The organism is Aeromonas sp. R4-3, assembly GCF_040908275.1.
GTDB lineage: Bacteria > Pseudomonadota > Gammaproteobacteria > Enterobacterales > Aeromonadaceae > Aeromonas > Aeromonas rivipollensis.
Window position 1 is genome coordinate 53,153 of sequence record NZ_JBFODK010000027.1, and the last position, 25,886, is coordinate 79,038.

At 65.2% G+C, this 25,886-nt stretch carries 15 protein-coding genes and 2 pseudogenes; 5 read left to right on the top strand and 12 right to left on the bottom strand.

From position 1 onward, the window contains the following. Positions 1 to 216 (bottom strand): annotated as a pseudogene (locus AB5Y91_RS07925) (phosphopantetheinyl transferase); the annotation flags it as partial. A gap of 209 nt (positions 217 to 425) precedes the next feature. Here AB5Y91_RS07925 and AB5Y91_RS07930 point away from each other — a divergent pair. Next, positions 426 to 1,364, top strand: a complete 939-nt coding sequence (locus AB5Y91_RS07930) for an ABC transporter substrate-binding protein (RefSeq protein ID WP_368169482.1) — start codon at positions 426 to 428, stop codon at positions 1,362 to 1,364. A 69-nt stretch (positions 1,365 to 1,433) separates the two neighbouring features. Here AB5Y91_RS07930 and AB5Y91_RS07935 read toward each other — a convergent pair. The 7 genes and pseudogenes from AB5Y91_RS07935 to AB5Y91_RS07965 all read right to left on the bottom strand — a co-directional run. Next, positions 1,434 to 2,936: pseudogene (locus AB5Y91_RS07935) on the bottom strand (amino acid adenylation domain-containing protein); the annotation flags it as partial. 44 nt (positions 2,937 to 2,980) lie between these two features. Then, positions 2,981 to 9,262, bottom strand: a complete 6,282-nt coding sequence (gene amoG, locus AB5Y91_RS07940; RefSeq protein ID WP_368169483.1) for an amonabactin biosynthesis non-ribosomal peptide synthetase AmoG — start codon at positions 9,260 to 9,262, stop codon at positions 2,981 to 2,983. 33 nt (positions 9,263 to 9,295) lie between these two features. After that, positions 9,296 to 10,045, bottom strand: coding sequence for an amonabactin biosynthesis protein AmoA (amoA, locus tag AB5Y91_RS07945; RefSeq protein WP_368169484.1), 750 nt, complete (start codon positions 10,043 to 10,045; stop codon positions 9,296 to 9,298). A gap of 20 nt (positions 10,046 to 10,065) precedes the next feature. Beyond that, complete coding sequence (amoF, locus tag AB5Y91_RS07950; RefSeq protein WP_368169485.1) at positions 10,066 to 13,155, bottom strand: amonabactin biosynthesis non-ribosomal peptide synthetase AmoF; 3,090 nt, start codon at positions 13,153 to 13,155, stop codon at positions 10,066 to 10,068. Continuing rightward, on the bottom strand, positions 13,152 to 14,081 hold the full coding sequence (amoB, locus tag AB5Y91_RS07955; RefSeq protein ID WP_368169486.1) for an amonabactin biosynthesis bifunctional protein AmoB: 930 nt from the start codon (positions 14,079 to 14,081) through the stop codon (positions 13,152 to 13,154). Before amoB ends, amoF begins: the two co-directional genes overlap by 4 nt. A 23-nt stretch (positions 14,082 to 14,104) precedes the next feature. Beyond that, positions 14,105 to 15,775, bottom strand: a complete 1,671-nt coding sequence (locus AB5Y91_RS07960; protein WP_368169487.1) for a (2,3-dihydroxybenzoyl)adenylate synthase — start codon at positions 15,773 to 15,775, stop codon at positions 14,105 to 14,107. Further along, positions 15,772 to 16,935: an isochorismate synthase MenF gene (locus AB5Y91_RS07965; RefSeq protein WP_368169488.1), complete on the bottom strand. Its 1,164-nt coding sequence runs from the start codon at positions 16,933 to 16,935 to the stop codon at positions 15,772 to 15,774. Before AB5Y91_RS07965 ends, AB5Y91_RS07960 begins: the two co-directional genes overlap by 4 nt. Before the next feature lie 24 nt (positions 16,936 to 16,959). On the opposite strand from AB5Y91_RS07965, the gene AB5Y91_RS07970 reads away from it, so the two are divergent. The 3 genes from AB5Y91_RS07970 to AB5Y91_RS07980 all read left to right on the top strand — a co-directional run bounded on the left by AB5Y91_RS07970 (position 16,960) and on the right by AB5Y91_RS07980 (position 19,954). Beyond that, on the top strand, positions 16,960 to 17,127 hold the full coding sequence (locus AB5Y91_RS07970) for a hypothetical protein (protein ID WP_368169489.1): 168 nt from the start codon (positions 16,960 to 16,962) through the stop codon (positions 17,125 to 17,127). Between the two features lie 129 nt (positions 17,128 to 17,256). After that, positions 17,257 to 17,808, top strand: a complete 552-nt coding sequence (locus AB5Y91_RS07975; protein ID WP_368169490.1) for a lipoprotein — start codon at positions 17,257 to 17,259, stop codon at positions 17,806 to 17,808. A 148-nt stretch (positions 17,809 to 17,956) separates the two neighbouring features. Then, on the top strand, positions 17,957 to 19,954 hold the full coding sequence (locus tag AB5Y91_RS07980; RefSeq protein WP_368169491.1) for a hypothetical protein: 1,998 nt from the start codon (positions 17,957 to 17,959) through the stop codon (positions 19,952 to 19,954). 63 nt (positions 19,955 to 20,017) lie between these two features. Here the strand turns inward: AB5Y91_RS07980 and glgC are convergent, their stop codons facing one another. Continuing rightward, positions 20,018 to 21,292, bottom strand: a complete 1,275-nt coding sequence (gene glgC / locus AB5Y91_RS07985; RefSeq protein ID WP_213344925.1) for a glucose-1-phosphate adenylyltransferase — start codon at positions 21,290 to 21,292, stop codon at positions 20,018 to 20,020. A gap of 187 nt (positions 21,293 to 21,479) precedes the next feature. On the opposite strand from glgC, the gene AB5Y91_RS07990 reads away from it, so the two are divergent. Continuing rightward, complete coding sequence (locus tag AB5Y91_RS07990) at positions 21,480 to 23,120, top strand: EAL domain-containing protein (RefSeq protein WP_368169492.1); 1,641 nt, start codon at positions 21,480 to 21,482, stop codon at positions 23,118 to 23,120. Here the strand turns inward: AB5Y91_RS07990 and AB5Y91_RS07995 are convergent. From AB5Y91_RS07995 to AB5Y91_RS08005, 3 genes are all read right to left on the bottom strand, one after another. After that, positions 23,083 to 23,577, bottom strand: a complete 495-nt coding sequence (locus tag AB5Y91_RS07995) for a hypothetical protein (protein WP_106887063.1) — start codon at positions 23,575 to 23,577, stop codon at positions 23,083 to 23,085. The genes AB5Y91_RS07990 and AB5Y91_RS07995 overlap by 38 nt on opposite strands. A 172-nt stretch (positions 23,578 to 23,749) precedes the next feature. Further along, a complete protein-coding gene (locus tag AB5Y91_RS08000; protein ID WP_010674427.1) occupies positions 23,750 to 24,112 on the bottom strand; it encodes a DUF2750 domain-containing protein in 363 nt (120 codons plus the stop codon). Positions 24,113 to 24,226: 114 nt separating this feature from the next. Continuing rightward, positions 24,227 to 25,855, bottom strand: a complete 1,629-nt coding sequence (locus AB5Y91_RS08005) for a methyl-accepting chemotaxis protein (RefSeq protein WP_368169493.1) — start codon at positions 25,853 to 25,855, stop codon at positions 24,227 to 24,229. Positions 25,856 to 25,886 lie beyond the last annotated feature (31 nt).

The window sequence follows — 25,886 nt, forward strand, 5'->3', positions numbered from 1 at the left end:
GCGGGCCGCGAGGCGCCCCGCCAGAAACTCCCCCAGCCGCTTGGGGGCTGCCCCTTGCAGGCTGGCGGGCAGCGCCATGCCCTGGGCCGCGAAGCTGGCGGGGGTAAAGGCGGCGGCATCGAAGCAGATACGGTGCAACAGGAGATCTGGGGAGCCTGGCAGCGGCAGGCGATCCCGTTGCAAAAGGAAGGGGGTGAGAGAGGATAAAGGGGGCATCTGGGCTCCTCGCAATGGAGCCTTATGGTAACAAAACCGCCAGGGCCAGCACCACAAACACAAATGACAATGTTTCTCACTTGCACTTCCGTGGTAGTATGTCCCCGCCCATTTGGACCCCGTTTTAGGCTGACTGGCAGGCACGACCAACTGGGGCCGCCCGGCATGGGCCAAGAGTGCCGCCGATTTCACCCATTAAGGATGTAACCATGAAGATCTCCTCCCCTCTGGCCGCCGCGCTCATGCTGGCCAGTCTGGTCGGCTTTCAGGCCCAGGCCGGCACCCGCCAGGTGCTCGATGCCAACGGCCAGTCCCACACTGTCCCCGATGATCCCCAGCGCGTCGTGGTGCTGAGCGAGCTCGATCTCGACAGCGCCCTGACCCTGGGGGTGCAACCAGTCGGCACAGTCAACGGCCGTGGCCAGGGCACCCTGCCCCGCTATCTGCTGGACAAGGCGGGCAAGGCGATCCAGGTGGTCGGGGATCTCGACAACCCCAATCTGGAGAAACTCATCGATCTGGAGCCCGACCTCATCCTCACCGGCCAGACCAAGCCCGAACTGCTGGCCCTGCTGCAGGAGATAGCCCCCACAGTCGTCACCGGCAACTGGGGCGAGCCCTGGAAAACCGTGTTCAACCGCAGCGCCAATGTGATGAACAAGGAAGCCGAGGCCAAGGCCTTCCTCGCCCGGTATGACGCCCGCCTGGCACAGGCCCGCAGCAAGCTCGCCAAGCACCAGGGGGAGCAGGTGAGCATAGTGCGCTGGAACCCCAAGGGGCCTAGCTACATGCACGGCGGCACCTTCGCCAGCAGCGTGGTCACCGAGATGGGGCTGGCTCGCCCTGCCCACCAGATAGGCGACAAGAGCCCCCACTCCCCGGCCCTCAGCCTCGAGTCCCTCAACCTGCTGGACGGTGACTGGCTGGTGGTCGGCACCCTGAGCGCCAGCGGCGATGCGGTGGATGCCATGAAGCAGGCCGAGCAGACCCCGGCCTTCCAGCAGCTCGACGCCATCAAGGGCAAGCGCTTCGGTGCCGTGGACGGGTCGCTCTGGACCTCCACCGGCGGCCCCCAGGCGGCACTTAGGGTCATTGAGGATGTCGAGGGGCTGCTCACCAAGCCGGACGCGGCCCCCATCACTCACTAAGCCCGCCCTCGGTTGACTGCCAAAAAGAAGCCCGCATTTGCGGGCTTCCTTTTATCTGCTGTGCGGCGCCTACTCGGGCAAGGGCAGCGCCTTTCTATCCAGTTTCCCGCTGCCGGTCTTGGGCAGGGCGTCGAGCAAAATAATACGCGCCGGCACCATATAGTGCGGCAGCGTGGCCTGCAGCCCCTTGCGCAGGGCCAGCCGATTGAGGCTCACCCCGGCCCTGGCCTCCACATAACCCACCAGCATGGCATCATCCCCCTCGCCCATCAGGCGCACCGCCGCCTCCTGCACCCCGGCCTGGCGGCGAAGGCCCGCCTCCACCTCCCCCAGCTCGATGCGAAAGCCCCGCAGCTTGACCTGATCGTCCCGCCGCCCGAGATAGAGGAAGCTGTCCGCCCCCAGTCGGCGCACCCTATCCCCGGTGCGGTAGAGGCGGTGGCTCTCCAGGCGCAGGAAGGCCGCCGCCGTCAGGGCGGGCTTGCGCCAGTAACCCTCGCACAGGGCCGGGCTCTCGATGCAGAGCTCGCCGCACTCACCCTCTGCCACCGGCTGCCCCGCCTCGTCCAGCACCCAGTGGCGATAGCCGGGCAGGCTGTGGTTGATGATGATCTGCCCATCAAACGGTGGCCAGCGCACCTCGCTCACCAGGGACCAGACGGTGGCCTCGGTGGGCCCGTAGCAGTTCCACAGCCGCCGGGTGCGAGTGCAGAGCTGCTCGGCCAGCCCCATATCCAGCGCCTCGCCGCCGCACAGGGCAGTGAGGGTATTGCGTCCCTGCCATCCTGCCTTGAGCAACATGCGCCAGCAGGCCGGGGTGGCTTGCAGGAAGTTAATACTGGGGTCTGCCGCCAGCAGCGCCAGCATCCCCAGGGGATCCTTGTTGTGCTCGCCGCCCGCCACCGTCAGCCGACCACCGCCCCAGAGCGGCCCCAGCATCTCCAGCAAGGAGATGTCGAAGGCCGGGGTGGTAATAAAGAGCCAGTGGCAGCTCGGTGAGAGTCCGAGCCGCTCGCGGATCCCATCGAGGAAGCAGAGCAGGGCCCGCCGACTGATGACCACCCCCTTGGGCTCGCCGGTGGAGCCCGAGGTGAACATCATGTAGGCGGCCAGGGCGTCGTCCACCCTGGGCCAGGAAAGGGTCCCGCCAGGGGCGGGCCCCTTGAGGGTGCGAAGGGGGCAGCCGAAGTCCGGCGTCGTCGCCTCATCGTCACAGATCACCGCCGACAGGCGCGCCTGACGGGCTATCCCCTGCAGCCGCTCCAGCGGAAAGTCAGGCTCGAGCGGCACAAAGGTGAGGCCGAGCCGCAGGCAGGCCAGCAGGCTGGCCACCAGATCCGGGCTGCGCGCCAGATAGAGGCCAACCCGCTCTCCCACCGCCAGCCCCTGCAGGCGGGCGGCGATCTGACCGACCCGCAGGCTGAGCTCGCCATAGTTGAGGCAGGCGCCGGGGCCAGCCTCGCCCATGCCGTGCTCACTTATGCCTTGCTCAGTCATACCGACCCCGCCCAGGCGGATGGCGGGGGCCAGCGGGGTGGCGGCGAGGCAAGCCGCCAGCCGAGAGCCGAGGGAGTGCTCCCTTGCCCCGACCCCCTTGCCTGAGCCTATCGCCATCGTCATAGCACATCCTCGGGCTGGCGCACCAGCCAATGGTTGAACAGCCGGCAGGGGGAGCCGTATGTCTTGAGATCCCCCAGGCTGAGGGGGGCCCGCCCATCGGCAAAGGCTTCATTGAGGGCCGCCAGCAGGGCAAGCTGCTGCACCGAGTCCACCCCAAGATCCTGCAGGTTCTGCTGCCAGACACCGGGCACGCCGCAATGGCGCTCCCACAGGGCCACCAGAACGCGGGCCTCGGCCGGTGGCTGAACCAGCCCGGACTCAGCCCTGTAAGCGGCCACCTGTGTGACTGCCGATGGTGTGGCTGCCCCTTGCGCTGGGGATAGCACGGCCGCCGCCGGTTTGGCCGGTTGGCTCAGGTCCGCCTGCGCCAGCCATTCAAGCTCTCTTATCCAGGCGGCCAGCACGGCTTCAGCCTTCGCCATGGGGATCAGATCCCCGTCGAACTCGAGGCGCAGGTTGAGCTGGCCGCCCCGGGCATTGACCACCAGGGAGAGCGGAAGCTCCACCTTCTCCACCACAGTGCCAAACTGCGGCACCAGCTGATGGGGCTCGGGGGCAGCAGGCGCCGCCGGCATGGGGTAGTTCTCGAACACGAACAGACTCAGGAACAGACGCGCCCTGCCTTTCGTCAGCGCCGAGAGCGACTGGGTGCCGTGCTCATTGAGGGCCATCAAATCCGACTGCAGCCTGGCTATATGCTCGGCCAGGCTCAACTCGGTGCGCCAATCCAGGCTGAGCGGCAGGCTGTTGATGTAGAGGCCGACGCTCGCGGTGATCCCATCGATGGGATAGTCCCGGCCCGGGGTCACGTTGCCCACCAGGGTGACCTCGTCGCCGCACTGGCGAGCGAGCAGCCGATGCCAGGCGTATTGGGCCAGCAGCCCCGGGGTCACCCCCAACTCGCGGGCGCGGGCTTCCAGTCGAGCCGACATGTGCGGTGCCAGGGGCTGGCCGCACACCGCAGGCTTATGTTGCGTATAGCGCTGGGTCAGCTGTGGCTCCAGCGCCACCCCGAACAGGCACGAGAGATCGTTGGGCTTGGCCAGCAGCTCGGCACGTCCCTGCCAGTAGGCCTCAGCGGTGCGGGCCTGGCTCGCGATATGGCGGCCAAATTCCAGCCAGGCGGTATCTGGCTCTGCCTGGGGCAGCTGGCCCTTCATCAGTTGCTGATAGTGACTGTGCAGGCTGCCCAGCAGCACAGGGCCGCTCCAGCCATCCAGCACGCCATGGTGGGCACTGAAGACAACCTTGTGGTGATCGGGCGCCAGTTTGAAGCAGGCTACCCGCAGCAAGGGAGCCTGCTCGAGCGGAATTGGGCGGGCCAGATCCTGCTGGCGATAGGCCGCGATATGGGCCTCGGCCTGCGCATCCCCCACCAGATCCTGATAGTGGAACGGCAGCTCGGCCCGTTGCAGGATGCGCTGCAACGCGACCCCGTCCGCCAGCACCAGTTCGCTGCGCAGGGCGGGCCAGCGGGCGATCTGCCCCTGCCAGGCCTGACGATAGACCGCCAGATCCAGCGGCTGGTGATAGTCGATCTCGGTCTGCAGGTGGTAAGCCGTGTCACGAGGCGCCAGCGCCCTGTGATGGAGCATGCTCTGCTGCAAGGAGGTCATGGGCAGCAGTGTCTCCACCTCGCGCCCGCTCAGCACCTGGTCGAGCGCGGCTTGCGAGAGGCCAAGCCCCGGGAAGTCGCTCGGGGTGTGGCGCGGGGCCTTCTGGGCGCAGCAGTGCACCACCAGGGCCTCGATATTGGCCGCCAGCCGTGTCATCAGGGCGTCGCTCGCCAGCTGATTGAGAGCGCCCACCTGGCGCAGGGTGAGGCGGCCGTCATAGACGCCCCCGTGCAGGCTGACCAGCTCCCGCGGCAGGTTGTCGGGGGAGCTGGGTGACCCCGGTGCCATCGGCAGGGGCTGCCAGGCTTGACTTGCAACGCCCTGATGGCTGACCCCCAGGTAGTTGAAGACGATGAGGGCTTGCGGTAACTCCTGCCCGCGGGGATGGTGCAGCCGCAGGGCGTTGAAGCCCACCCCCTTGTCCGGCACGGCCCGCAGCCGCTCCTTGGTGGCGCAGACCAGGGCATCCCACTCTGGCTCATCGGCCAGCGCCAGCGGGTAGGTGCTGGTGAACCAACCCAGGGTGCGGCTCACATCGAGTTCAGCATCGATGGCCTCACGGCCGTGCCCTTCCAGCATCACACAGTGACGGTTGCCGTAACCGAGCTCGCTCAGGGTACGGGTCAGTGCCGCCAGCAGCAGGTCGGGCACCCGGGTGAAGTAGGCCTGGTTGGCCGGGTCTATCAAGCGGGCCGTGGTCTCTTTGTCCAGTTGCAGCAGGCTGGCGGCGGCGCGGCCATCTTCGGCGCGTTCGGCCTCCAGCAGGCCTTGCTGGCTGCCCTCCCCCTGGGCCAGCCAGAACGCCAGCTGATCCTCTTCGCGCAGGGCGTAGGCGGCCAGCCCTTCGCCCCACTGGCGATAGCTGCTGCCTTTGGCGGGCAGGGGCTCGCCCCTGCTAACCCGGGCGAGATCCTCGGCCAGGATGCGCCAGGAGACCGCATCTATGACCAGGTGATGGAAGGCGAGGAAAAGCCCCTCCACAGGATCGGCCTCACCCTCTATGGCCAGGTTGCGCAGGCGGGCCCAGGCCAGGGTGTGGCCGCTGGCGGGATCGAGATCCCCCTGCAGCTCGGTCAGGCGGGCCTGCAGTTCAGCCCCGCCGAGTGTTCCTGCATCCAGGGTCGGCAAGGGCGGCAGCGCCAGCTCGGCCAGATAGCGCTGGCCGGTCGGGGTCACCGCCAGACGCAGGGCGTCGTGATGCTGGCGCAAGGTGGTCAGCCAGCCGGCCAGGGTGTCATCATCGATCCCGGCGGGCAGGCGCAATATCACCCCCTGATTCCAGTGGCCGGGCTTGGCGAAGCCCTGCTCGAAGAACCAGTGCTGGATGGGATGGAGCGGGAACTCGCCGACCAGGTTGCCCTGTTCGGTCTGGTGGCTGACCGCCTGCTGCTGGCCGAGCTGGCGGCAGAGGCGGCGCACCGTCTTGGCCTCGAACACGTCCTTGACGCTGCAGTGCAGCCCCGCATCCCGCAACCGGGTGGTGAGCTGGATGCTGAGGATAGAATCGCCCCCCAAACGGAAGAAGTCATCCTCCACCCCGAGCGGTTGCTTGAGCACCCCTTGCCAAATGGCGAGCACAGTCTGCTCCAGCTCGCTTTGTGGCTCGCTCTTGCTCTCCTGCCAGTCAATGGCAGGCAGGCGGCGCAGGTCCAGCTTGCCGTTGGGGGTGAGCGGCATCTCGGGCAGCCAGCAGAGCCGCACCGGCACCATGTATTCGGGCAGGCATTCGCCGGCCCATTGCAACAGGGCCTCGCCGTCCGGCTCGCTCGCCCCCTCATGCAGGCAGGCGTACGCCAGCAGGCGTCCCTCTTGCACCACTACCTTGATCTGGCGGATGGCCGGACACAGCGCGGCGACTTGCGTCTCTATCTCGCCGGGCTCGATGCGATAGCCGCGCAGCTTGATCTGCTCATCAATCCGGCCCAGATATTGGACCTTGCCGTCGCGGCGCTTGAGCGCCCGATCGCCGGTGCGGTAGAGGCGATGGGTACGACCGTCGAGAGCCAGCTCGATAAAAGTCTCTTGGGTTCGCTCAGGCAGATTGAGGTAGCCACGAGCAAGACCCAGACCACTCAGGCAGAGCTCACCGGGCACACCGACGGGGCAGAGGTTGCCCCCTTCGTCCAGGATCAGCGCTTTTAAATTGCTGATGGGCTGGCCGATGGTTATGGGCTGACCCGGCACGAGCCGCGCGCAGAGCGCCGTGACTGTGCACTCGGTCGGGCCGTACATGTTGAACAGCGCCACCCGCTCTCCCCAGCGCTCCACCAGGCTGCTCGGGCAGGCTTCGCCACCAAACCCTATGGCCTTGAGGGAGCCGAGATCCGTCGGCGGCAACAGGTTCGCGAGCAGGGCGGTCGGCAAAATCATATGGCTGGCACCCCGCGCGATCGCGGCGCCGATCACCCCCTCGCCCGGCTCGCCGAAGTGCAGGGCCGCGCCGCAGTAGAGTGGCAGCAGAGTTGTCATGTTGCCCGCATCGAACGAGAGGGACATGCAGTTGAACATGGCCCCGTCCTGATCAAGAGCGATGCGATCGCCGTGATCCGCCATCAGGTTAACCAGGCTGCCCTGCTCCACCATGACCCCCTTGGGCAGGCCGGTGCTGCCGGAGGTGTAGATGATCTGGGCCAGCATGGCGGCGTCCCGGGGGATGGCGGGCGTGCTGGTTGGCAGCCCATCCAGCGCCAGCCGATGCAGGCCGTGGTAACCGGCATCTGTGCCCTTGATGGCCTCGGCGAGCCGGGCATCCGGCTCTCCCCCCAGCACCAGCCCAATGCTGGCGTCGCTCAGGATATGGGCCAGTCGCTCGGCGGGATAGGCAGGATCCAGCGGCACATAGGCCGCCCCCGCCTTCCAGCAGGCGAGCAGGGCGACCACGAAGGCCACATCCCGTTTGGCCTGGATGCCGATGGCGCTCCCCGGCGTTACACCTCGGGCCAGCAGCCAGTGGGCCAGCCGGTTGGCGCGCGCCTCCAGCTCGCCGTAAATCAGGGCGCCTTCGCCGTCACTCACTGCCAGCGAGTCGGGGAACTGCGCGGCCCGGCGCTCGATGTGGCAAAGCAGGGTGTCGCGGCTGGGGTAGTCCCGTGGCAGGCTGGCGAGCTCGGCGGCCAGCGCGGCCTGGTCGGTGCCCGCCTCCAGCGGCAGTTGCCAGATATCGGTCTCGGGGGCCGCCACCACGGCGCGCATCAGGTGCAGCAGGCGATCGGCGTAGGCCTGGATGGTCTCTCGCTCGAACAGGGCGGTGGCAAACAGCCAGTCTACCCGGACAGAGTCCATCAGCTCGGTCACCTTGACCGAGATGTCGGTCTTGGCCGGCAGCACAGGCGAGGTCTCCTCCACCAGCTGGCAGCCGGGGATGAGATCGTTGAAATCCACCTTGGCCTGATAGACCAGCATGATCTGGAAGATGGGGTTGATGGCGGTGGTGCGATCGGCGCCAATGGCCTCGGCCAGCGCCTCGAAGCGGTAGAGCTGGTGATCGAAGGCCGCCAGATCCTCCTCCCGGCACTGCTGCAGATAGTCGACAAAGCTGGGGCGCCCCTCCAGCCGGGTGCGCAGCACCAGGGTATTGACGAAGAAGCCCACCAGGGACTCTATCTCGTGGCGCTCGCGGTACGCCAGCGGCGTGCCGATCACCACCTCCTTCTCGCCGCTCTGGCGCACCATCAGCAGGGCAAACAGGGCATGCAGGCCGATGAAGTTGGAGGTGCTGTGACGCTGACAGAGGCGCTTGAAGCTCTCCCACAGCCCGTTGTCTATGGTGGAGAAGACCAGCTCGCCGCCGCTGGCCTGATGGGCCGGGCGCGGCTTGTCGAGCGGCAGACCGTGCACTTCGGGGCTGCCACTGAGCCTGTCGACCCAGAACGGCTTGAATTCGGCGTGATAATCGAGAAAACGCGGTGAGTTGAACCAGCGAGCATAGTCGAGGTAGGTGAGCGGCAACTCGGGCACGCTCAAGGATTCCCGGTTCTGGTGGGCCAGAAAGGCGCGTTTGAGATCCGCGAACATGTTCTTGACCGACCAGCCGTCGGAGATGATGTGGTGCTGGGTGATGAGCAGCACATGTTCATGAGTCCCCAACCGGATAAGGTTGACCCGGCTGAGGTCCCCTTGGGTCAGGGAGAAGGGGCGCCCAATCTCTTCGCGTACCCGCCTGGCCACATAGGCCTCCCGCTCGGCTGCGGGCTGCTCACTCACGTCCTCGATCTGCAGCTTGAAGGGCGTGTGGGGCAGGATCTCCTGCGCCCCCCTGCCCGCCTCGTCCTTGACGAAACGGGTGCGCATGCTGGGGTGGCGGGCGAACAGGTGATCGAAGGCAAATTCCAGGGCGGCCGTGTCCAGCTCGCCGCTCACCCTGAAATAGACCGGCATATTGTAGAGGTGGGAGGCCTCCTCGTACTGCTCGATAAACCAGAGCCCGCTCTGGGAGGAGGAGAGCGGGCCGCTCAATGCCCCTTGCACCTCGATAGGTGCCTCGAAGGCGACGCGGGCCGCCAGGCAGCGCACCAGCTCATCCTTGTGCGCCTTGATGGTGGCGCCGATAGCCGGCGTCACCGCCTCCTTGCTCGACTGGGAGATGAGCTGGCCCTTGTCGTTCAGAGCCAGCTTCACTCCCTGCCGTTCCAGCTGTTTCAACAGCAAAATCATATTGTTCATAAATTACCTCTGGCGCTTCTAGGCGGTGTGCAATCAGGCACTTAGTGTGGCGCCGCCGTCGACGACCAGATCCTGCAGCGTGATGTGGCTGGCCAGATCCGAGGCCAGGAAGAGGACGGTATGGGCGATCTCCGCCGGGGTGGCTACCTTGCGCAGGGGGATGCCGAGCTTGAACTGCTCCGGCAACCCGGCGATGGTGCGGGCCATGGCCTCCTCGCTTGGCAGCATGCCGCGCAGCATGGGGGTATCCGTCGAGCCCGGCGACACCAAGTTGGCGCGCACGCCGAAGGGGGCCAGCTCCAGCCCCACCGTCTGGGTCAGACTGGTGACCGCCGCCTTGGAGGCGCAGTAAGCCGCCATCTGCATGCGCGGCACATGGGCGGCGTTGGAGCCGATGGTGACGATGGCACCGCGCCGCTGCCCCTTGAAGTGGGGCACCAGGGCCCGCAGCAGATAGAAGACGCCGCTGGCGTTGACCGTCATGCAGTCGTGCCAGTCGTCATCGCTCAGGGCGTCGGTCGGGCCGAGGCGCAGCACCCCGGCCCCGTTCACCAGCACATCGAGCCCGCCGTCTGCCAGCAGCTGCTCGCAGCAGGCGTTGACCGCCTCCGAGTCGCCAATATCGAGCAAGTGAGTGGCATAGGGGTAGTCGGCTTCGGGAAACGCAAGATCCAGTCCCACCACACAGGCGCCGGCTGCCACGAACTGCGTCGCCACCTCGCGGCCGATGCCGCGTCCGGCCCCGGTCACCCAGACCCGCTTGCCAGTGAAATCAAAGGCCATTGCTTGTTGCTCCTTGCTCATCACCACACCATCTCCACGCTCTCTTCATCCTCGGAAAGCAGACCGTCGAGGAAACGGCAGAAGTCGTCGAGGCGCGGGTGATCGAACACATCGGAGACCTTGACCTGCACCCCGAACTCGGCGCCGAGCCGGTTCACTATCTGTATGGTCTGCAGGGACTGGCCCCCCAGTTCGAAGAAGTTGTCCGTGGGCGCCATGGTGGCGAGCCCCAGGATCTGCTGCCAGATGGCGCCGACTCTGTTCTCGGTCTCACTGCCGAGTGTCAGCGCCTCATCCGTAGACTGGTACTGGGCCAGCAGGGCCTTGCGATCCAGCTTGTTGGAGCCGGTACGGGGCAGCTGGTCATAGTGGCGATAGTCGGTGGGGATCATGGCGGCAGGCAGCACCCTGGCCAACTGCGCCTTGATGACCCGGCTGTCGCGCTCCGGCCCTGCCACGAAGGCCACCAGCCGGCGCACGCTGCCGATGCTCACCCCCTGCACGCAGGCCTCGTCCACCCCCGGCAGGGCCAGCAGCTGGGCCTCCACCTCGCCGGGCTGGATGCGATAGCCGCTTATCTTGAATTCGTTGTCGCGCCGGCCGAGGTAGACCAGCCGGCCGGCCACCAAGCGCACCCGATCGCCGGTGCGATAGACGGGCATCTGCTCCGCGCCAACCCGCAAGGTATCGAAGCTGCCTTGCACGCCCCCCACATAGCCGTTGGCCAGCTGCGGGCCGAGCAGCACCAGCTCCCCCTCGCTGGCGGGTTGCTCCCCCGTCCCCAGAATGAGCGCCTGCATGCCGGGCAGCGGCAGGCCTATGGGCAGCTGGGTCTGGCTGGGGTCTTCCTGCTGCAACTCCTGAGTGGTCACCACCACGGTCGTTTCGGTGGGGCCGTAGGTGTTGAACAGGCGCACATCGGAGCGGCCCTGGCGCTGCCACTGGGCCAGCTGCTCGGGATAGACCGCCTCGCCGCCGATGATGACGGTGGCCAGATTGGCCGGGATATGGGCCTGGCCCGCCGTCAGCGCCACCACCCACTCGTTCCAGAACGCGGTGGGCAGGTCGAGGTGGGTGATCCCCATCTGCTCCACCCCGGCCGCAAAGGCGGGCATGGATTCGAGCAGGGCGTCGGTGCGCAGCACCAGGGTCGCACCGGCGCTCAAGGTGGCGAACACCTCCTCGATGCTGGCGTCGAAGTTGAAGGGAGCGAATTGCAGCATCCGCGCCTCTTCATCCAGGCGATAACGGCAGCGGGCGGCGGCGGCGAAATGATCCAGCGCGCCGTGGCTCACTGCCACCCCCTTGGGCAGGCCGGTCGAACCCGAGGTGAACATCAGGTAGGCGACGGCGCGGCCGGCGGCCGGCTGGTTGAGCCGATCGCCACTCACCAGATCCCCCGCCAGCAGCGTGCGCCCCTCAAACAGGCTGGCCAGCTTGTGACGGTACTCGGCCTGGGTGATCAGGGTCTTGACCTCCCCCAGCCGCAGAATATTGCCCTGGCGCTCCAGCGGCTGCTCGGGGTCGAGGGGCACATAGACGGCGCCCGCCAGCAGCACCGCCAGCTGGGCGAAGATGGCCTGGGGGGTGCGGGCCAGCATGACCCCCACCTTGTCGCCGGGGGCTACGCCTGCGGCCTGCAGGGCGGCCGCCATCTGTTCGGATCTGGCCAGCAGCGCCTCGTAGCTGAAGCGGACCTCTCCCTGCTCCAGCGCGATCTTGTCCGGGGTCTGGGCGGCGAAATGGCAGAGCGCCTCCAGCACAGGCCGCACCTGGAGAGCTTCATGGGCGGGGCCGGCGATCAGGGTCCTGGCTCGCTGCTCGGCCAGCCAGTCGGCCTTGAGCGTTCCCAGGGTCTGGGCGGGCTCGGCCAGCCAGCGGCCCAGCAGGGTGAACAGGGTATCGGCGATGGCCGCCAGATCCCCCTGCCGGTAGCAGCCAGGGTTGGCGTCCAGATCCAGGCGTGGCTGGCCATCGGCGCCGACCTGCACTTCGATGGTGAGATCCTCCACCGGCCCGGCGCTGATGTTGAGAATATGGGCTTCGAGCGGCCCGAAGCGGCGGGCGTGATCGAACGGCATGATGTTGACCAGGGGGCCGAACAGCCGCTTCTCGCCCCCCACCAGGCCGAGGTCGCGGCGCAGCAGCTCGTAGCGGTAATGCTGATGCTTGCGCACGCCGCGCTTGGCCTTGGCCACGGCGCCGGCCGCCCCCGCCAGATCCAGTTCTTCACCAAGATCGAGGGCAAGGGGAGTGATGTTCATCTGCATGCAGGGCACTGTCAACGATGCCGAGCCGATGCGGTTCATCATCATCAGGCCGAGCAGGGTCTGGCTCTGGCCGCTGGCAAGGGAGAGCTGGGCAGAGAGGCCGGCCAGCAGCAGATCGGGCCAGCCCAGCTTGTGCTCGTCGGCAAAGCCGGTCAGGGCCTGCCACAGCGCCGCCGGCAGGGGACGGCTCTCGCGAATAAACTCGGCGGCGATGGGGGCACGGGTCTCGCCAAAGGATGTCACCTCGGGCCAGCCTTGCAGCTGCTCCTGCCAGAAGGCGCGGGCGGCGGCGTTCTTGCCGCTCTCCTCGCGGCTCGCCTCTTCGGCCAGCACCTCGTCCAGCAGGCCAAACGGCGATGGCGACGGCACAGCCCCTGCCAACCCTTCCCCGTACAGCTCGGCGATGCGCTGGAACAGCAAAGTGGTGCCAAAGCCGTCCAGGGCTATGTGGTGCACACAGCTGTAGAGGTAATCGCGGCCGGGGCCGCGCAACAGGGCGAAGCGGCAGGGCGCCTCTTGGGTCAACTCGAACGGGCGGCGCAGATCGGCCCAGGCCCAGGCGCGGGCCAGCGCCTCGTCGTCACTCGCAAGGTTCACCTCGCCATAGGCGAGCTGTGCCTCGTCCGAGACGAAGCAGACCGCCTCCCCATCCTCTTCGAAGTGGCCCTTGAGCGCCTCGCACTCACCCACAGCCCGGGTGAGCGCAGCCACCAGCACGGCAGCGTCGACCTTGCCGTCGAAGGCGATGCACTCGGCGGTGTTGAACATCGCCTTGTCGTCGTTGAGCAGATGTCCGGACCAGAGCCCCTGCTGGGGTATGGTCAGAGGGAAGCGGCTCATTGCACCACCTCCAGTTTTTTTTGCTCGGCCAGCTTGGCGTCGATCAGGCGCCACCAGCCGTTGAGGGTCGGCAGCTTGGCCAAGTCCACGAAGCCCAGCTCCACCCCGGCGGCGCGCCACTCGGTGAGCAGGGACATGATACGCACCGAGTCGAGGCCGTAGTCGATAAGGTTCTCGTCCGGGTCAAACTCCCCTTCCTCCTCGTCGATATGACTCAACAGCCGCGCCTTGAGCCCCTCATAGGTCAGGAGCGGATTGGTCAGCAAGGGGTTGGTGGGCTGGGCAGCAGAAGCGGAGGCCGGGGCGAGCGCCAGCACCTCCTCGCAGGGGATCACCTTGCCGCAGCGGGTCGCCACGTAGTCCAGCGCCATCTGGTGGTCGGCCAGGGAGAAGTCTGCCACCCCGTCCGCCAGGAAGAAGGGCTGGATGTCGCGCATGAAGGCGTCGCAGGCGGTCATCATGCAGCCGATATGGCCGTAGATGCCGCCGATGATCAGCTGATCCCGTCCCAGCTCTTTGAGCATCTGCTCGAGCTCGGAGCGCTGGAAGGCGCTGTAACGCCACTTGACCAGCACTGTGTCGTCAGGCTCCGGGCGCAGTGCTGCCACCACCTGCTGCAGCTCGGGGCTCTTGTTCAGGCCCGGCCCCCACATGTCGTTGAGCAGGGCCCTGTCCTCGGGGGCCTGATCCTTGGGTTGGGCGGTGTAGAAAACCGGAATGCCGAGGGCCTTGCACTGCTTCCGCACGGCGACCAGGCGCTCGGTCAGGGCCGCGATCAGCGGGCTGTTTTCGCCATAGAAGGCGGTGAAGTACTCCTGCATGTCGTGGATCAGCAGGGCGGCGCGTTTGGGATCCAGGATCCAGTCGACCTTGTTGGCCTTCCACTGGCTGGGCATGGCGTAGTTGTTCAGGGTTGGGATAGCCATAACGTCATGATTCCTTTTTAGTTTTAAGCTGTGGTCAGGGATTGGCTGGCGGCGATGACTTGCGCGATGCGCGCCCGCAGCCCCTGCTTGTCAATCTTGCCCACCGCCGTCATGGGCAGTGCATCCAGGGTTTCGAAACGGTCGGGCAGCTTGAAGTCCGCCACGCCGCGTTCGCGTAGAAACTTGCGCAAGGCGAGCGGCGTCAACCCGGGATCCGTGCTGACGATAAAGGCGCAGCTCTTCTCCCCCATGGCGCTGTCAGGCATGGAGACCAGGGCCGCCTGGGTGATGGCCGGATGGTGCAGCAGCTGGTTTTCCACCTCTTCCGCCGCTATCTTCTCGCCGCCTCTGTTGATCTGATCCTTCTGTCGCCCCACGACCGTGAGGTAACCATCGGTATCCTGTACCACCAGATCTCCGGAGCAGTAGAAGCCCTCGCTATCAAACACCCGGGCGTTGTGAGCCGGGCTCTGGTAGTAACCGCGGAAGGTATAGGGACCGCGGGTGTGCAGGGCACCGGGCTGGCCCGGGGCGACCGGATTGCCCGCCTCGTCCAGCACGCGCACCTCGTCGTCCGGGCTCATGGGACGGCCCTGGGTGTGGATCACCTTCTCGTCGGGGTCGTCCAGCCGGGTGTAGTTGACCAGCCCCTCCGCCATGCCGAACACCTGCTGCAGCCGGCAACCGAGCAGCGGGGTGATCTTGCGCGCCACAGCTTCGGCGAGCTTGGCGCCGCCCACCTGCAGCAGGTCGAGGCTCTCAAGCTGACTGCGGACGGACGGATCAGATTCGGCGGCCTGCAACCAGAGGGAGACCGCCGGCGGCACCAGGGAGCAGAGGTTGACCTGGTGGCGGGCGATCAGCGGGAAGCAGCTCATAGGGCCGGGATCTTGCGCCAGCACCACGGCGCCGCCCGCCTCGAACACCCCCAAGGCACCAGGGGAGCTCAAGGGGAAGTTGTGGGGGGCCGGCAGGGCGCACAGATAGCGGGTATGGGGGCCGAGGCCACAGATTTCGTTGCTGCGGCGCACGCTGTACAGGTAGTCATCGTGGGTGCGGGGAATGAGCTTGGGGGTGCCTGTGCTGCCGCCGGAGAGCTGGAAGAAGGCCACCTCGTCCGCCGGACTCGGGCCATAGGCGGGGATGGGCAACTCTTCGCTCCTGGCCAGATCACTCAGCCAGTGAGCCAGCCCCAACTCCCCCGCGTCGCCATCCAGCAGCACCAGCTCGGCGCCTATGCCTAGCAACAGGTCACTGTGGCGATCCCCGTTGGCAAACAGCGCATGGGCGAGCGAGCCGATAAAGAGCCTGGGCCGGATCTGCTCGGCGTAAGAGGCCAGCTCCAGCCGGTTGTGGCTAAAGAGCGCATTGACCGGCGCTATGCCGGCCTTGAGCAGGGCAAAAAACACCAGATAGAACTCGGCCACGTTGGGGAGCTGCACCAGAGCCGTGTCCCCCACCCCCAGGCCATGGCGGGCGAGCCGCCCGGCCAGTCGGCTCGAGGCCGCGTCCAGCTCGCGATAGCTGAAGCTGCGCTCGCCACAGAGGATGGCGTCGGCATCCGGCGCCACTTCGCACTGGCGGTGCAGCATGGCGGTCAGCGGCTCGCCGCGCCAATGACCCTTGGCGCGGTACTGCTTGGCCAGTTCCGCGGGCCAGCGGGTATAGGGCAGGAAGCGGTTGGCATCGCTCATTGCGCTACCTCCAAATCCAGGCCCAGGGCTTTTAGCATGGTCCCCAGCTTGGTACCGGTCTCGGCCCACTCCATGGCGGGATCCGACCCCGCCACTATGCCGGCGCCAGCAAACAGCTCCACCTGATGACCATCGAGCACGCCGCAGCGGATCACCACGGCCCACTCGCCGTTGCCCTGGCTGTCACACCAGCCGACGATGCCGCTGAACAGGGCGCGCCTGAAGGGCTCCTGCTCGCGGATGAACTGGCGCGCCAGATCCGTGGGATAACCACACAGGGCCGGGGTGGGATGGAGCTGGCAGGCAAGGGAGAGCACTGAGGCGTCGCTGCCATGCAGCTGGCCGGCGATGGGGGTGCCCAGATGCCAGAGGGTGTCGGTGCTCATCAGGGTGGGACCTGGGGGGATCGCCAGCTCGCGGCAGTGAGGCGTCAGCACCCGGCGGATCTCGTCGATCACCAACTTGTGTTCATGTTGATCCTTGCGAGAGGCCAGCAGCTCCCGGGCCACCGCCTCGTCCTGCGCCGGTTCGCTCGCCCGTCTGGCGGAACCCGCCAGCGGGTGGGTGAAGACCTCTCCCCCGCTGACCCGCAGCAGCAGCTCGGGGCTGGCCCCAAGCAGGCGACGGCCCTGGCCGAGCGGCAGGGAGAAGTGGAAAGCGTGGGGATTCTGGGCCATCAGGTGGGCCAGCACCCGCTCGGGGTCGGCGGGCTTGTGCAGGGTGAGGATCAGCTTGCGCGACAGCACCACCTTGGCGAGCTTGCCTTGGGCGAACGCATCCAGCGCCGCGCTAACAGAGGCCTTGAATTCACCCGACGCCGGGGTGCTCTGCACCGCGATGACGCTGTTGGTCTCGGTGGCCCGCTCTTTTGGCGCGACGCGCTCCCCCCGCTCATAGCGGCCGGGCACATAGAGGCAGGAGGCTTCCGCCGGATCGAAGGCGAAGGCACCGATGAGCAAGGGGTTGGCCTGGCCGGCGGCCCTGGCGGCATCGAGGGCCCGGGTTATCTGCTGCGCCAGCAGAGGCCAGTCACCGGCGGGGGTCACTATGGGTTGACCCAGGTCATAGGCACCAAGGCTCCCCAGGCCTGAGGTAAACAAAAAGTCTGGCGGTGTGTCCGCCTCGGCAGGTGCGCCATTTTCCATTACACGAGTATTCACGTTACACCCTCAAAAAGATTCAAAATGATAATGATTATCAGTTTGATTTTGTGCGGCGGTAAAATACTCGCTTTGAAATCACGGGGTCAATGGGATTTTGAGTCGATAAAACAGGGGGTTTTCTATGGGTATTGGCACTATGGCGCCGCGGCGGGCCTGCTGGCGCAGGGGGTGGCAACGCTACTCGAATGAACACGAATTGCCATCCCCATATGGGGGATGCGACAGAAACGGGGTCAGTCTTCCCCCACTGGCGGCCGACCCGCTTTGCCCCTAAGATGGCGCCATCTGTTGTTGCCACCCATTTGATGGAACCTTCCCATGTTAAAGCACCTGCTTCTGCTCCCCTTCGCCCTGCTGCTGGCGGCCTGCTCCCTCACCCAGTACAGCGTCAGCGAGGGCGAGATCAACCAGTACCTCAAGGAGCGAGTCGCCTTCGAGAAACAGCTGGGGATCCCCGGCATCATGTCGAGCAAGATCCGCCTGGACGACATGGAGAGTCGCATCGGTCGCACCCGCGCCGATCGGGTAGAGCTGGATGCCGCCGGTGATCTAGAGGTGGCGAGCCCCCTTGGCAGCCAGCAGATGAAGATCCGCCTCTCCCTCAGTGCCCGCCCGGACTATGTGGCCGAGCAGGGCGCCATCTACCTGCGTGACCTCGAACTCATCTCGGTCAAGACAGAGCCGGCCAACGTGGGGGCCGCCCTCACGCCGCTGCTGCCCACCTTCAACCAGTCCCTCTCCCTCTTCCTCTCCCAGACCCCTGTCTATCGGCTGGATGGCAGTCGCAAGAACGAGGCGCGTATCAAGGAGAAGGTCGAGGCCCTCAAGGTGGAGCCCGGTCGTCTGGTGATCCCTTTCAAGCTGATGTAACCCCTGCCGCCGCGCCCCCCTCTCCCCAGGACCCAGGGGCGCGGTTTTTCGCTTCTAAAGTTTCCTCCCTTGCCTCATAATGCACACCATTCTCATTTAGATTCATGAGAAGCGTCATAATAAAATCAAACATATGGGTGAAAAGGACATGAGAAAAACCGTACTGGTGCAGGCGATCGCCTGTGCACTGCTCAGCAGCGCCGCGCACGCTGCCGTCAAGGTGGAAGACAAGACCTTCAACACCGCCGCCAGCATGCTGGCCTATACCGAATTCGAACTCTCCGGCGAGCCGCTGGCCGAAGCCCTGGGGCTGGATCTGGACGTGCTGGACGCCAACCGCGCCGATGAACCGACTCCCTTCGACTTCGCCGCTGGCATCGAATCCTACGAATACTCCGAAGAGGCGATGTACGCCCTCAACTACCAGTCCGGCATGGGTCCGCACCTGGTGAACGGGCCGCAGAACCAGGCCCGTGGCGGCACCCTGGCCGACCTTGGCAAGCGGGTGCTGGCCATGGCCGATGCGGTCGGCTTCCCGGCCGATGAGGTGCCCCAAGGCATGTATCCCCTCTCCCTGCCCTATGCCTCCGCCAATCCGGAGTTCGCCCAAGCGGTGAACGCCGCCCCGGTCAACGGCGATCAGCTCACCATCAAGACCGCCAAGGGCACCGAGAAATCGGTCAAGACCCAGGTCCCGGCCTACTTCCGCGACTACGCCACCCTGCGCTGGAGCGGCAGTGACAACCTGCTGGTGCCGGCGGCCGTGGGCGGCATACTGCTCAAGGAAGTGATGTGGTCCCAGGACTTCCTGGGCGGCATGCACGTGGCCGAGAGCGATGAAGAGGTGGAAGCCGCGTCCGCCACCATGGATCAGGATGGCAAGCACAAGCTCGGCGTCTCCGCCGCCGACGGCTTCAACGGCATGATGCTGACCGAGCAGTCCATCGACAAGCTGGCCATACTGCAGGGCCAGCTCGGCTTCGATGGCAAGCAGCTCGGCGCCAGGATCAGCCCCCAGTACGATCCGGCCAAGGGTGTCGTCTATTTCCCCCATCAGGTGAAAGTGACCGAAACCAGCAAGAACGACGTCGGTGCCATCGGCAAGCTGGAGGTGGTGGACGGCTCCGCCCAGCTGCGCGATGCCTGGATGCTGCTGTGGCCGCTCTCCGAGTTCTACGCCTTCAGCGATCAGCGCAGCGCCAACACCAACCAGAACCCGGCCTTCCATGCCGTGTTTGACGGCGCGCCGTTTGCCGCCGCACCGGCTGCCAACAAGGCCAATGATCTGGCCAAGGCAGTGGCAGGCAGCGATGCCTTCTCCCTGGCCCAGAACCTCTCCAACCTGACCTTCAAGAACCTGGCCGCCCTGCACTTCGAGCCCAAGGCCGGTACCCTGGTGGACAGCTGGCAAGAGGGCAAGCAGAGCGCTCACGTCACCACCTTCGACGCCGCCTACGCCCTGGTCGCCCTGCAGATCTTCCAGCGCGCCCAGGATGCCCTGCCGGTCGGTTACGCCGCCGGTGACAACGGCGAGCTGAACCTCAAGACCCAGCAGGGTCAACAGGCCCTCGAGCTGGTACGCAAGCAGGCTGACTTCATCCTCGGCAAGCTGGTGGGCAAGAACGGCCTGGTCCACGACGGCCTGACCCTGGGTGGGTCGCTGGATGCCGGTCAATCCATAGAGGCGCAATTTGCTGCCATCCGTGGCCTGACCGCCGCCTTCCTGGCCACCTCGGATGCCAAGTACCGCACTGCCGCGCGGGATCTCTTCATCGCCACCGACAAGGCCTACTTCAATGCCAAGGCGGGCACCTGGCTGGCGGGCAAGCAGGGTGAATACACCCCCTGGACCCAGGCTGCCATCTCCGGCGCACTGCGCTCTGCCATGCTGAACCTGCGCAACGAAGGGGGCGAGAAGGCACCCGAGCTGGAGCTGGCCAAGCTGACCGGCCAGTACGTCAGCTGGTTCCGTGGCACCGTCAACGGCGGCATGCAGATGGCCGAGTGGGTAGGCGACTCCGGCGAGAACGTCATCGACGGCGCCGGTGGCGACACCGACGAAGACGGCGTGCCGCAAGTCACCGCCGCCGGTGGCAAGCACGGCACCGCTATGGTGATGGCCGGCAAGGCCATCGTCAGCGAATAAGTCAGCGATGACCGCATGAAAAAGGGAGCCTTCAAGGCTCCCTTTTTGTTGTTCTCGGTCTCATCAGTCGAGCTTGGCCACCATCTCCTTGGTCACCAGCACGATTCCCTGCTCGGAGCGGTAGAAGCGACGGGCATCCTCGTCCGCGTTCTCCCCCACCACCAGGCCATCGGGCAGCTTGCAGCCCTTGTCCACCACCACTCGGCGCAGGCGGCAGCCCGCCCCCACTTCGACCCCGGGGAAGATCACCGCCTGATCCAGGGTGCAGAAGGAGTGCACCCGCACATTGGTGAAGAGCACGGAGTTCAGCACGAAGGAGCCGCTGACGATGGAGCCGCCCGCGAACATGGAGTTGATGGTCATGCCATGCTGGCCGTTTCTGTCCTGCACGAACTTGGCGGGGGGCGACATGTTCTGGCTGGTCCAGATGGGCCAGTTCTCGTCATAGATGTCGAGCTCGGGCACCACGGAGGCGAGATCCATGTTCGCCTCCCAGAAGGAGTCCAGGGTCCCCACGTCGCGCCAGTAGGGCTTTTGCCCCTCCTTGGCCCCGACGCAGGAGATGGTGAAGGGGTGCGCAAAGGCCTTGCCCTCTCCCACTATGCGCGGGATCACGTCCATGCCGAAGTCGTGCTTGGACTCCAGATTGTGGATGTCCTCCTCCAGCAGCTGATAGAGGTATTCCGCATCAAAGATGTAGATCCCCATGGAGGCCAGGGAGATCTGGTCATTGCCCGGCATGGCGGGCGGGTTGGCCGGTTTCTCCACGAAGGCGCGGATCTTGCGCTGCTCGTCGATGTCCATGACCCCGAAGGCGGACGCCTCCGCGCGCGGCACCTCGATGCAGGCCACCGTCACCTTGGCGCCGAGGCGCACGTGATCGAGCAGCATGGCGGCATAGTCCATCTTGTAGATGTGATCCCCCGCCAGCACCACTATGTATTTGGGGCCGTAGTCACGAATGATGTCGACGTTCTGGTAGATGGCATCGGCGGTGCCGCGATACCAGTGCACCTCGTCCACCCGCTGCTGGGCGGGCAGCAGATCGATGAACTCGTTCATCTGATAGCGCAGGAAGGACCAGCCAGATTGCAGGTGGCGCAGCAGGCTGTGGGACTTGTACTGGGTGACCACACCCACCCGGCGAATGCCGGAGTTGATGCAGTTGGAAAGCACGAAATCGATGATGCGGAACTTGCCGCCGAAATGGACGGCGGGCTTGGCGCGATTGTCGGTCAACTGCTTCAGGCGACTACCGCGTCCCCCTGCGAGCACCAAGGCCATACTCTGATTCAATAGTTGCCGTGCTTTGGCTGTGTCTACGGGTTCTAGCAACATATCTACCTCTGCTCTGTTGGGGCTGTTTTCAACCCATCTTCGCTTTTTTTGCGAACTGTGAAAGTGTTTTCACTCACATTTAGTGGCTTTCCGACAGCCCTTTTCATGGAGTTGCGTGAGTACTCAAGCTTTGTGCCGGCGGCTTGATTAGAATTTCTACATCACGAGCATCATCAAGGATGAAACGATGTTGAATAAACACGAGGGAAATCTGCTGCTGGTCAGCGCCCTGGTCTGCATTCCCATGCTGTTGCTGCAGGGACTCTGGCTTGCGCCTCCGGCCTCCCCCCTCACCCTGCTGCTGGTCCTGATGACCACTCTCATCGGCTTTTCCCTGCTGCTCTTGCTCACCCACAGCGTGCGCAAGGGGGAGCGGGAGAGGCAGGAGCAGCGCTGGCTGCTGGCGCTGCAACAACGGGATCCCGCCATGCTGGAGAGCCCGCAGGCACAAACGGCGCTACGCCAGTTGCTTGCCTCCTTCAGTGAAGCCGAACTCGATGCACATCGCCAGATAAGCGAACTGCAACAGCAGGCGACCCAGGACGAGATGACGGGCCTGCGCAACCGTCATGCGTTCAGGCGCGATCTCACCGAGCTGCTGCTGCAGGAGACGACCCAGACCGCCATCCTGGTGCTGATCCGCGCCACCGAGCTTGCCCGCCTCAATGCCCAGCGCGGCTTCCAGTCCGGGGATGCCTACATCAGGGATATTTCCAACCTCATCAATCTGGTGGTCAACCGCTTTCCCGGGCATCAGGTCTATCGCATCTCGGGCTCTGATTTTGCGGTGCTGCTCCCCTCTGACATCAACATTCCACCCCATTTGCTGGGACAGGAGTTCAAGCGGGCCTTCGATCATTATCATCGGGAACGGGAATTGGAAAATGTGGCCTACACAGGGCTGACCCAGCTCTCCCGCGCGCAGAATATCGAGGCTATCCTGGCTCGCGCAGATCTCGCCCTGGCACGGGCTCAGACTGAGACCATCAACGGCTGGGCCATCCAGCAACATGATCACTCCAGCAACCTCCATGGCCAGCAGCACTGGAAGAGAGTGCTGGAGGATCTATTGTCGCAGCCGGATTGCATCACCCTCTTCAGCCAGCCGGTGCAGGCGTTCAATCGGGACATGGTGCCCTACCAGGACATCTCTGCCCGCTTCAGCAATCGAGAAGGCATACAGCTCCCCACAGACACGCTCTTTGCCATGGCACAGCGACTGGAAATGCTGATGCGGCTGGAGCAGATGCTGATCACCCATGTCATGCGCCAGTATCGTGCCTTCGACCTGCAGACCCACCGCTGGGGGCTCAACCTCTCCAGCTGCCTGCTGCAAAACAGCGCCTTTTTGATCTGGTTTGATCACCAGCTGCAAAAGGATGCGAACATCAGCGCCAATCTGGTCTTCGCTCTGGATGAAGAGCACCTGAAACACAACATGAACGGTGGAAAGCGGCTGTTTGAACTGCTCAGGCGCCATGGCAGTCGCTCCACCATTCGCAACTTTGGCAAGGGGATGGACTCCTTCACCCTGCTTCATGAGCTGAGGCCGGATTATGTGAAGCTGGATCCGCTGCTGCTTGGCACCCTGGAACGGGACATCGCCAACCAGCAGTTCGTGCGGATGATAGTCGACGTCTCCCATCGCATGGGCTGTCTGGTGATAGCGGAAGGGGTGGAGGAGCTCGGTCAGAAGCAGTTGTTGCAAGGCATGTATGTGGACGGATTGCAGGGGTATCTGATCGCACGGCCCCAGGAGCTGAGGCCTGACATTCCCCATCCGGGGGTCTTCACTGGGGACGTTTCAACTTCAGCAGGGTCAGAATGATGTCATTGAGCTGGCGATAGCGCTCCAGCTCCTTCTGATCGTAACGGGTCGCCAGCATGGTCGGGTTGTGGCGGTTCTTGAGGTAACGGTTGATCTGCAGACGATTGAAACCGGCCACCTTGTAGACCTGACCGAGCAAGGCATTGAGCTCCTCGTCCGCCAGTCCCGCCCGGGCCAGATAGTCCTCCTGGGACGGGCTCTCCAGCTGGCAGCTCTGCTTGTCGAGATGGCCGCTCTCCTGCAGATAGGCGAGCCACTGCTCCACATAGAGCGGCTTGCAACCGGCCAGCAGATCGAAATAGCCCACCGCATCACAGCGGCAGCCTGTCAGCAGCACCAGGGCCAGGGCATCGCTGTCGCATTGGAAGGTCACGGGACCGCTCTGACCCCAATCCAGCGCCTGCACCCGGATCCGGGCCCGCGCGCCCGCCGCTGTAGTCACGTCAAAGACAAACATGGCACCTCCCGATCGGCAAAGGGTTGATGATGACCCATCTCGGTGACGGGTGCAAAGCCAAATCGCCCGCTCATCTTGGCGCCCTTGCCGGGCATAAAAAAACCGACGGCCTCGCAGCCGTCGGTTCTGATCTCAGCGATGACCCGCGTCGGGGCCATCAGTGCAGCACAGTTCAGGCGTCCAGCTCAACCAGCGCCTTGGCCAGCTCGATGGGCTCGAGCTCCTGGCCTTCCAGATCGGCGTTCCAGTTCGGGCCGACCAGCACATCGTCTTCGTCCAGATCGTTGATCCAGATGTCGAGAAACTCTTCGAGCTCGATCACTTCCGGCTCGTAATCCGCCCACTCGTCCACGCAGTGCAGACGGGCATCACCCTCGGCAGACCAGAGCGGCATGACGTCGGCATCTTCGAACTCAGCGGAGCGGCACACCACCCAGTCTTCACCGTAACGCAGACCCCACACCTGACCCGACTCGCGGACTTCTTCGATGAACAGCTGGAAATTGGCGTCAAGATTGTCAGTTAGTTTGCTCATGGGGGTCTCTCTCTTGCAGGCTGTCGGCCAACGCTGGCCAATAATGGGGCTGATGGTGTCCCAAAAGCCCCCCAGACTCAAGCCTTATCCCCAAAAAGGCGGGGATAAGCGCCATCAGGTTCGATATTGGGCGACCAGGGCCCCCAACTCGTCGCAAGAGAGCGCCAGCTGGCTTGCCGCCTGCTCGGTCAACCGGTTCTGGGCCAGGGCATCCGCCGCCAACTCGGTGATGGCCACCAGCCGCTGGTTGATCTCCTCGGCCGCCCGGCTCTGCTCGGCGGCGGCCGTGGCGATCTGGCTATTCATGGCATTGATGGTGTGCACAGATCCATCGATGGCATGAATGGCGCCGTCGGCATCACCGGCCCTGTCCGCGGTGGAGCGGGAGAGTTGCTGCAACTGGGTGATGCCGCTGACCACCCGGCCTGCCCCTTCCTGCAGCCGCAGGATCATCTGCCGGATCTCGTCGGTGGAGCTGTGGGTGCGGGTCGCCAGGGTGCGCACCTCGTCGGCCACCACAGCGAAGCCGCGCCCCTGCTCGCCGGCCCGGGCCGCCTCGATGGCGGCATTGAGGGCCAGCAGGTTGGTCTGCTCCGCCACCCCCCGGATCACGTCGAGCACGGAGCCAATCTGCTGGGTCTCCTGCTCGAGCTGGCTCACCGCCTGCACCGTCTCCACCATCTCGTCCGCCAGCTGGCTGATGGTCTCCCTGGTCTGGGCCACCACCTGACGCCCGTGCTGGGCGAGATTGAGCGCGGAGTCCGCCGCCTCGGCGGCCTGGGCCGCGTGCTGGCCCACCTCCCGGCTGCTCACCGTCATCTGCTCCATGGCGCTGGCCACCCGCAGGGTGTCCTGCTCCTGGCCGGTGACGATGGCGCCGGTCCGGTCGACGATCTGGGCCAGCTGGTGCGCCTGCTCCCGGTTCTGGGCCGTGATCTGCTGGCTGCGCCCCACCAGCTGCGCCATCTGGCCGGCGAAGAGGTTGAAGTTGACCGAGAGCTGGCTCAGCTCGTCCCGGCCCGACTCCGGCAGCCGAAAACGCAGATCCCCCTCCCCCCTGGCGATGTTGCCGAGGGCCGATACCGACTGGGAGAGGGGCACCACTATGCTGCGCACTATGAGCCCGACCACGGCAAACAGCAGTATGGCCAGCACCAGGCCTATCCCGAGCAGGGTGCGCAGCACCTCCTGATACTGGGCCTCGACGTCGTCCACATAGACGCCGGTACCGATGATCCAGTCCCAGGGGGCGAAGCGCTTGATGTAGGAGATCTTGCGCACCGGCTCCTCCACCCCGGGCTTGGGCCAGTAGTAGGCCACCTCTCCCGCGCCCTGCGCCCTCGCCAGATCGGCGAAGGCCACAAACAGCCTGAGCCCCTGCTTGTCCTCCACCCCGGAGAGATCCTTGCCGTCCAGCTCGGGTTTCATGGGGTGCATCACCATGGTGGGGTGGCTGTCATTGATCCAGAAGTAATCCTCCTCGCCATAGCGCAGCCCCTTGATCGCCGCGAGGGCCTCGGCCTTGGCGCGCCCCTCGTCGAGCTCCCCCTTGCGTACCCTGGCCTCGAATCCGGCCACCAGGCTGTAGGCGGTCTCGACCTGAGCCCGGGTCTGACGGCTCTTCTCCCCCATCAGCCCCTGCTGATAGATCTGCAGGCAGAAGAACAGCAGCAGTCCCAGCAGCGCCAGCACCATCAGGGTCACCAGCGACAGGCGCCGGCCGATACTCCATTGTCTCAACATACCCTAGTCCCGAACCAGCTACATGTTGTTA

Excerpts from the sequence above, each read along its gene's own strand:
- AB5Y91_RS07960 (WP_368169487.1), bottom strand. The coding sequence starts at position 15,775 with ATGAGCGATGCCAACCGCTTCCTGCCCTATACCCGCTGGCCCGCGGAA.
- amoG (WP_368169483.1), bottom strand. The coding sequence starts at position 9,262 with ATGAACAATATGATTTTGCTGTTGAAACAGCTGGAACGGCAGGGAGTG.
- glgC (WP_213344925.1), bottom strand. The coding sequence starts at position 21,292 with ATGTTGCTAGAACCCGTAGACACAGCCAAAGCACGGCAACTATTGAAT.
- amoF (WP_368169485.1), bottom strand. The coding sequence starts at position 13,155 with ATGAGCCGCTTCCCTCTGACCATACCCCAGCAGGGGCTCTGGTCCGGA.
- amoB (WP_368169486.1), bottom strand. The coding sequence starts at position 14,081 with ATGGCTATCCCAACCCTGAACAACTACGCCATGCCCAGCCAGTGGAAG.
- AB5Y91_RS07975 (WP_368169490.1), top strand. The coding sequence starts at position 17,257 with ATGTTAAAGCACCTGCTTCTGCTCCCCTTCGCCCTGCTGCTGGCGGCC.
- AB5Y91_RS07930 (WP_368169482.1), top strand. The coding sequence starts at position 426 with ATGAAGATCTCCTCCCCTCTGGCCGCCGCGCTCATGCTGGCCAGTCTG.
- AB5Y91_RS08005 (WP_368169493.1), bottom strand. The coding sequence starts at position 25,855 with ATGTTGAGACAATGGAGTATCGGCCGGCGCCTGTCGCTGGTGACCCTG.
- AB5Y91_RS07970 (WP_368169489.1), top strand. The coding sequence starts at position 16,960 with ATGATAATGATTATCAGTTTGATTTTGTGCGGCGGTAAAATACTCGCT.
- amoA (WP_368169484.1), bottom strand. The coding sequence starts at position 10,045 with ATGGCCTTTGATTTCACTGGCAAGCGGGTCTGGGTGACCGGGGCCGGA.
- AB5Y91_RS07990 (WP_368169492.1), top strand. The coding sequence starts at position 21,480 with ATGTTGAATAAACACGAGGGAAATCTGCTGCTGGTCAGCGCCCTGGTC.
- AB5Y91_RS08000 (WP_010674427.1), bottom strand. The coding sequence starts at position 24,112 with ATGAGCAAACTAACTGACAATCTTGACGCCAATTTCCAGCTGTTCATC.
- AB5Y91_RS07980 (WP_368169491.1), top strand. The coding sequence starts at position 17,957 with ATGAGAAAAACCGTACTGGTGCAGGCGATCGCCTGTGCACTGCTCAGC.
- AB5Y91_RS07995 (WP_106887063.1), bottom strand. The coding sequence starts at position 23,577 with ATGTTTGTCTTTGACGTGACTACAGCGGCGGGCGCGCGGGCCCGGATC.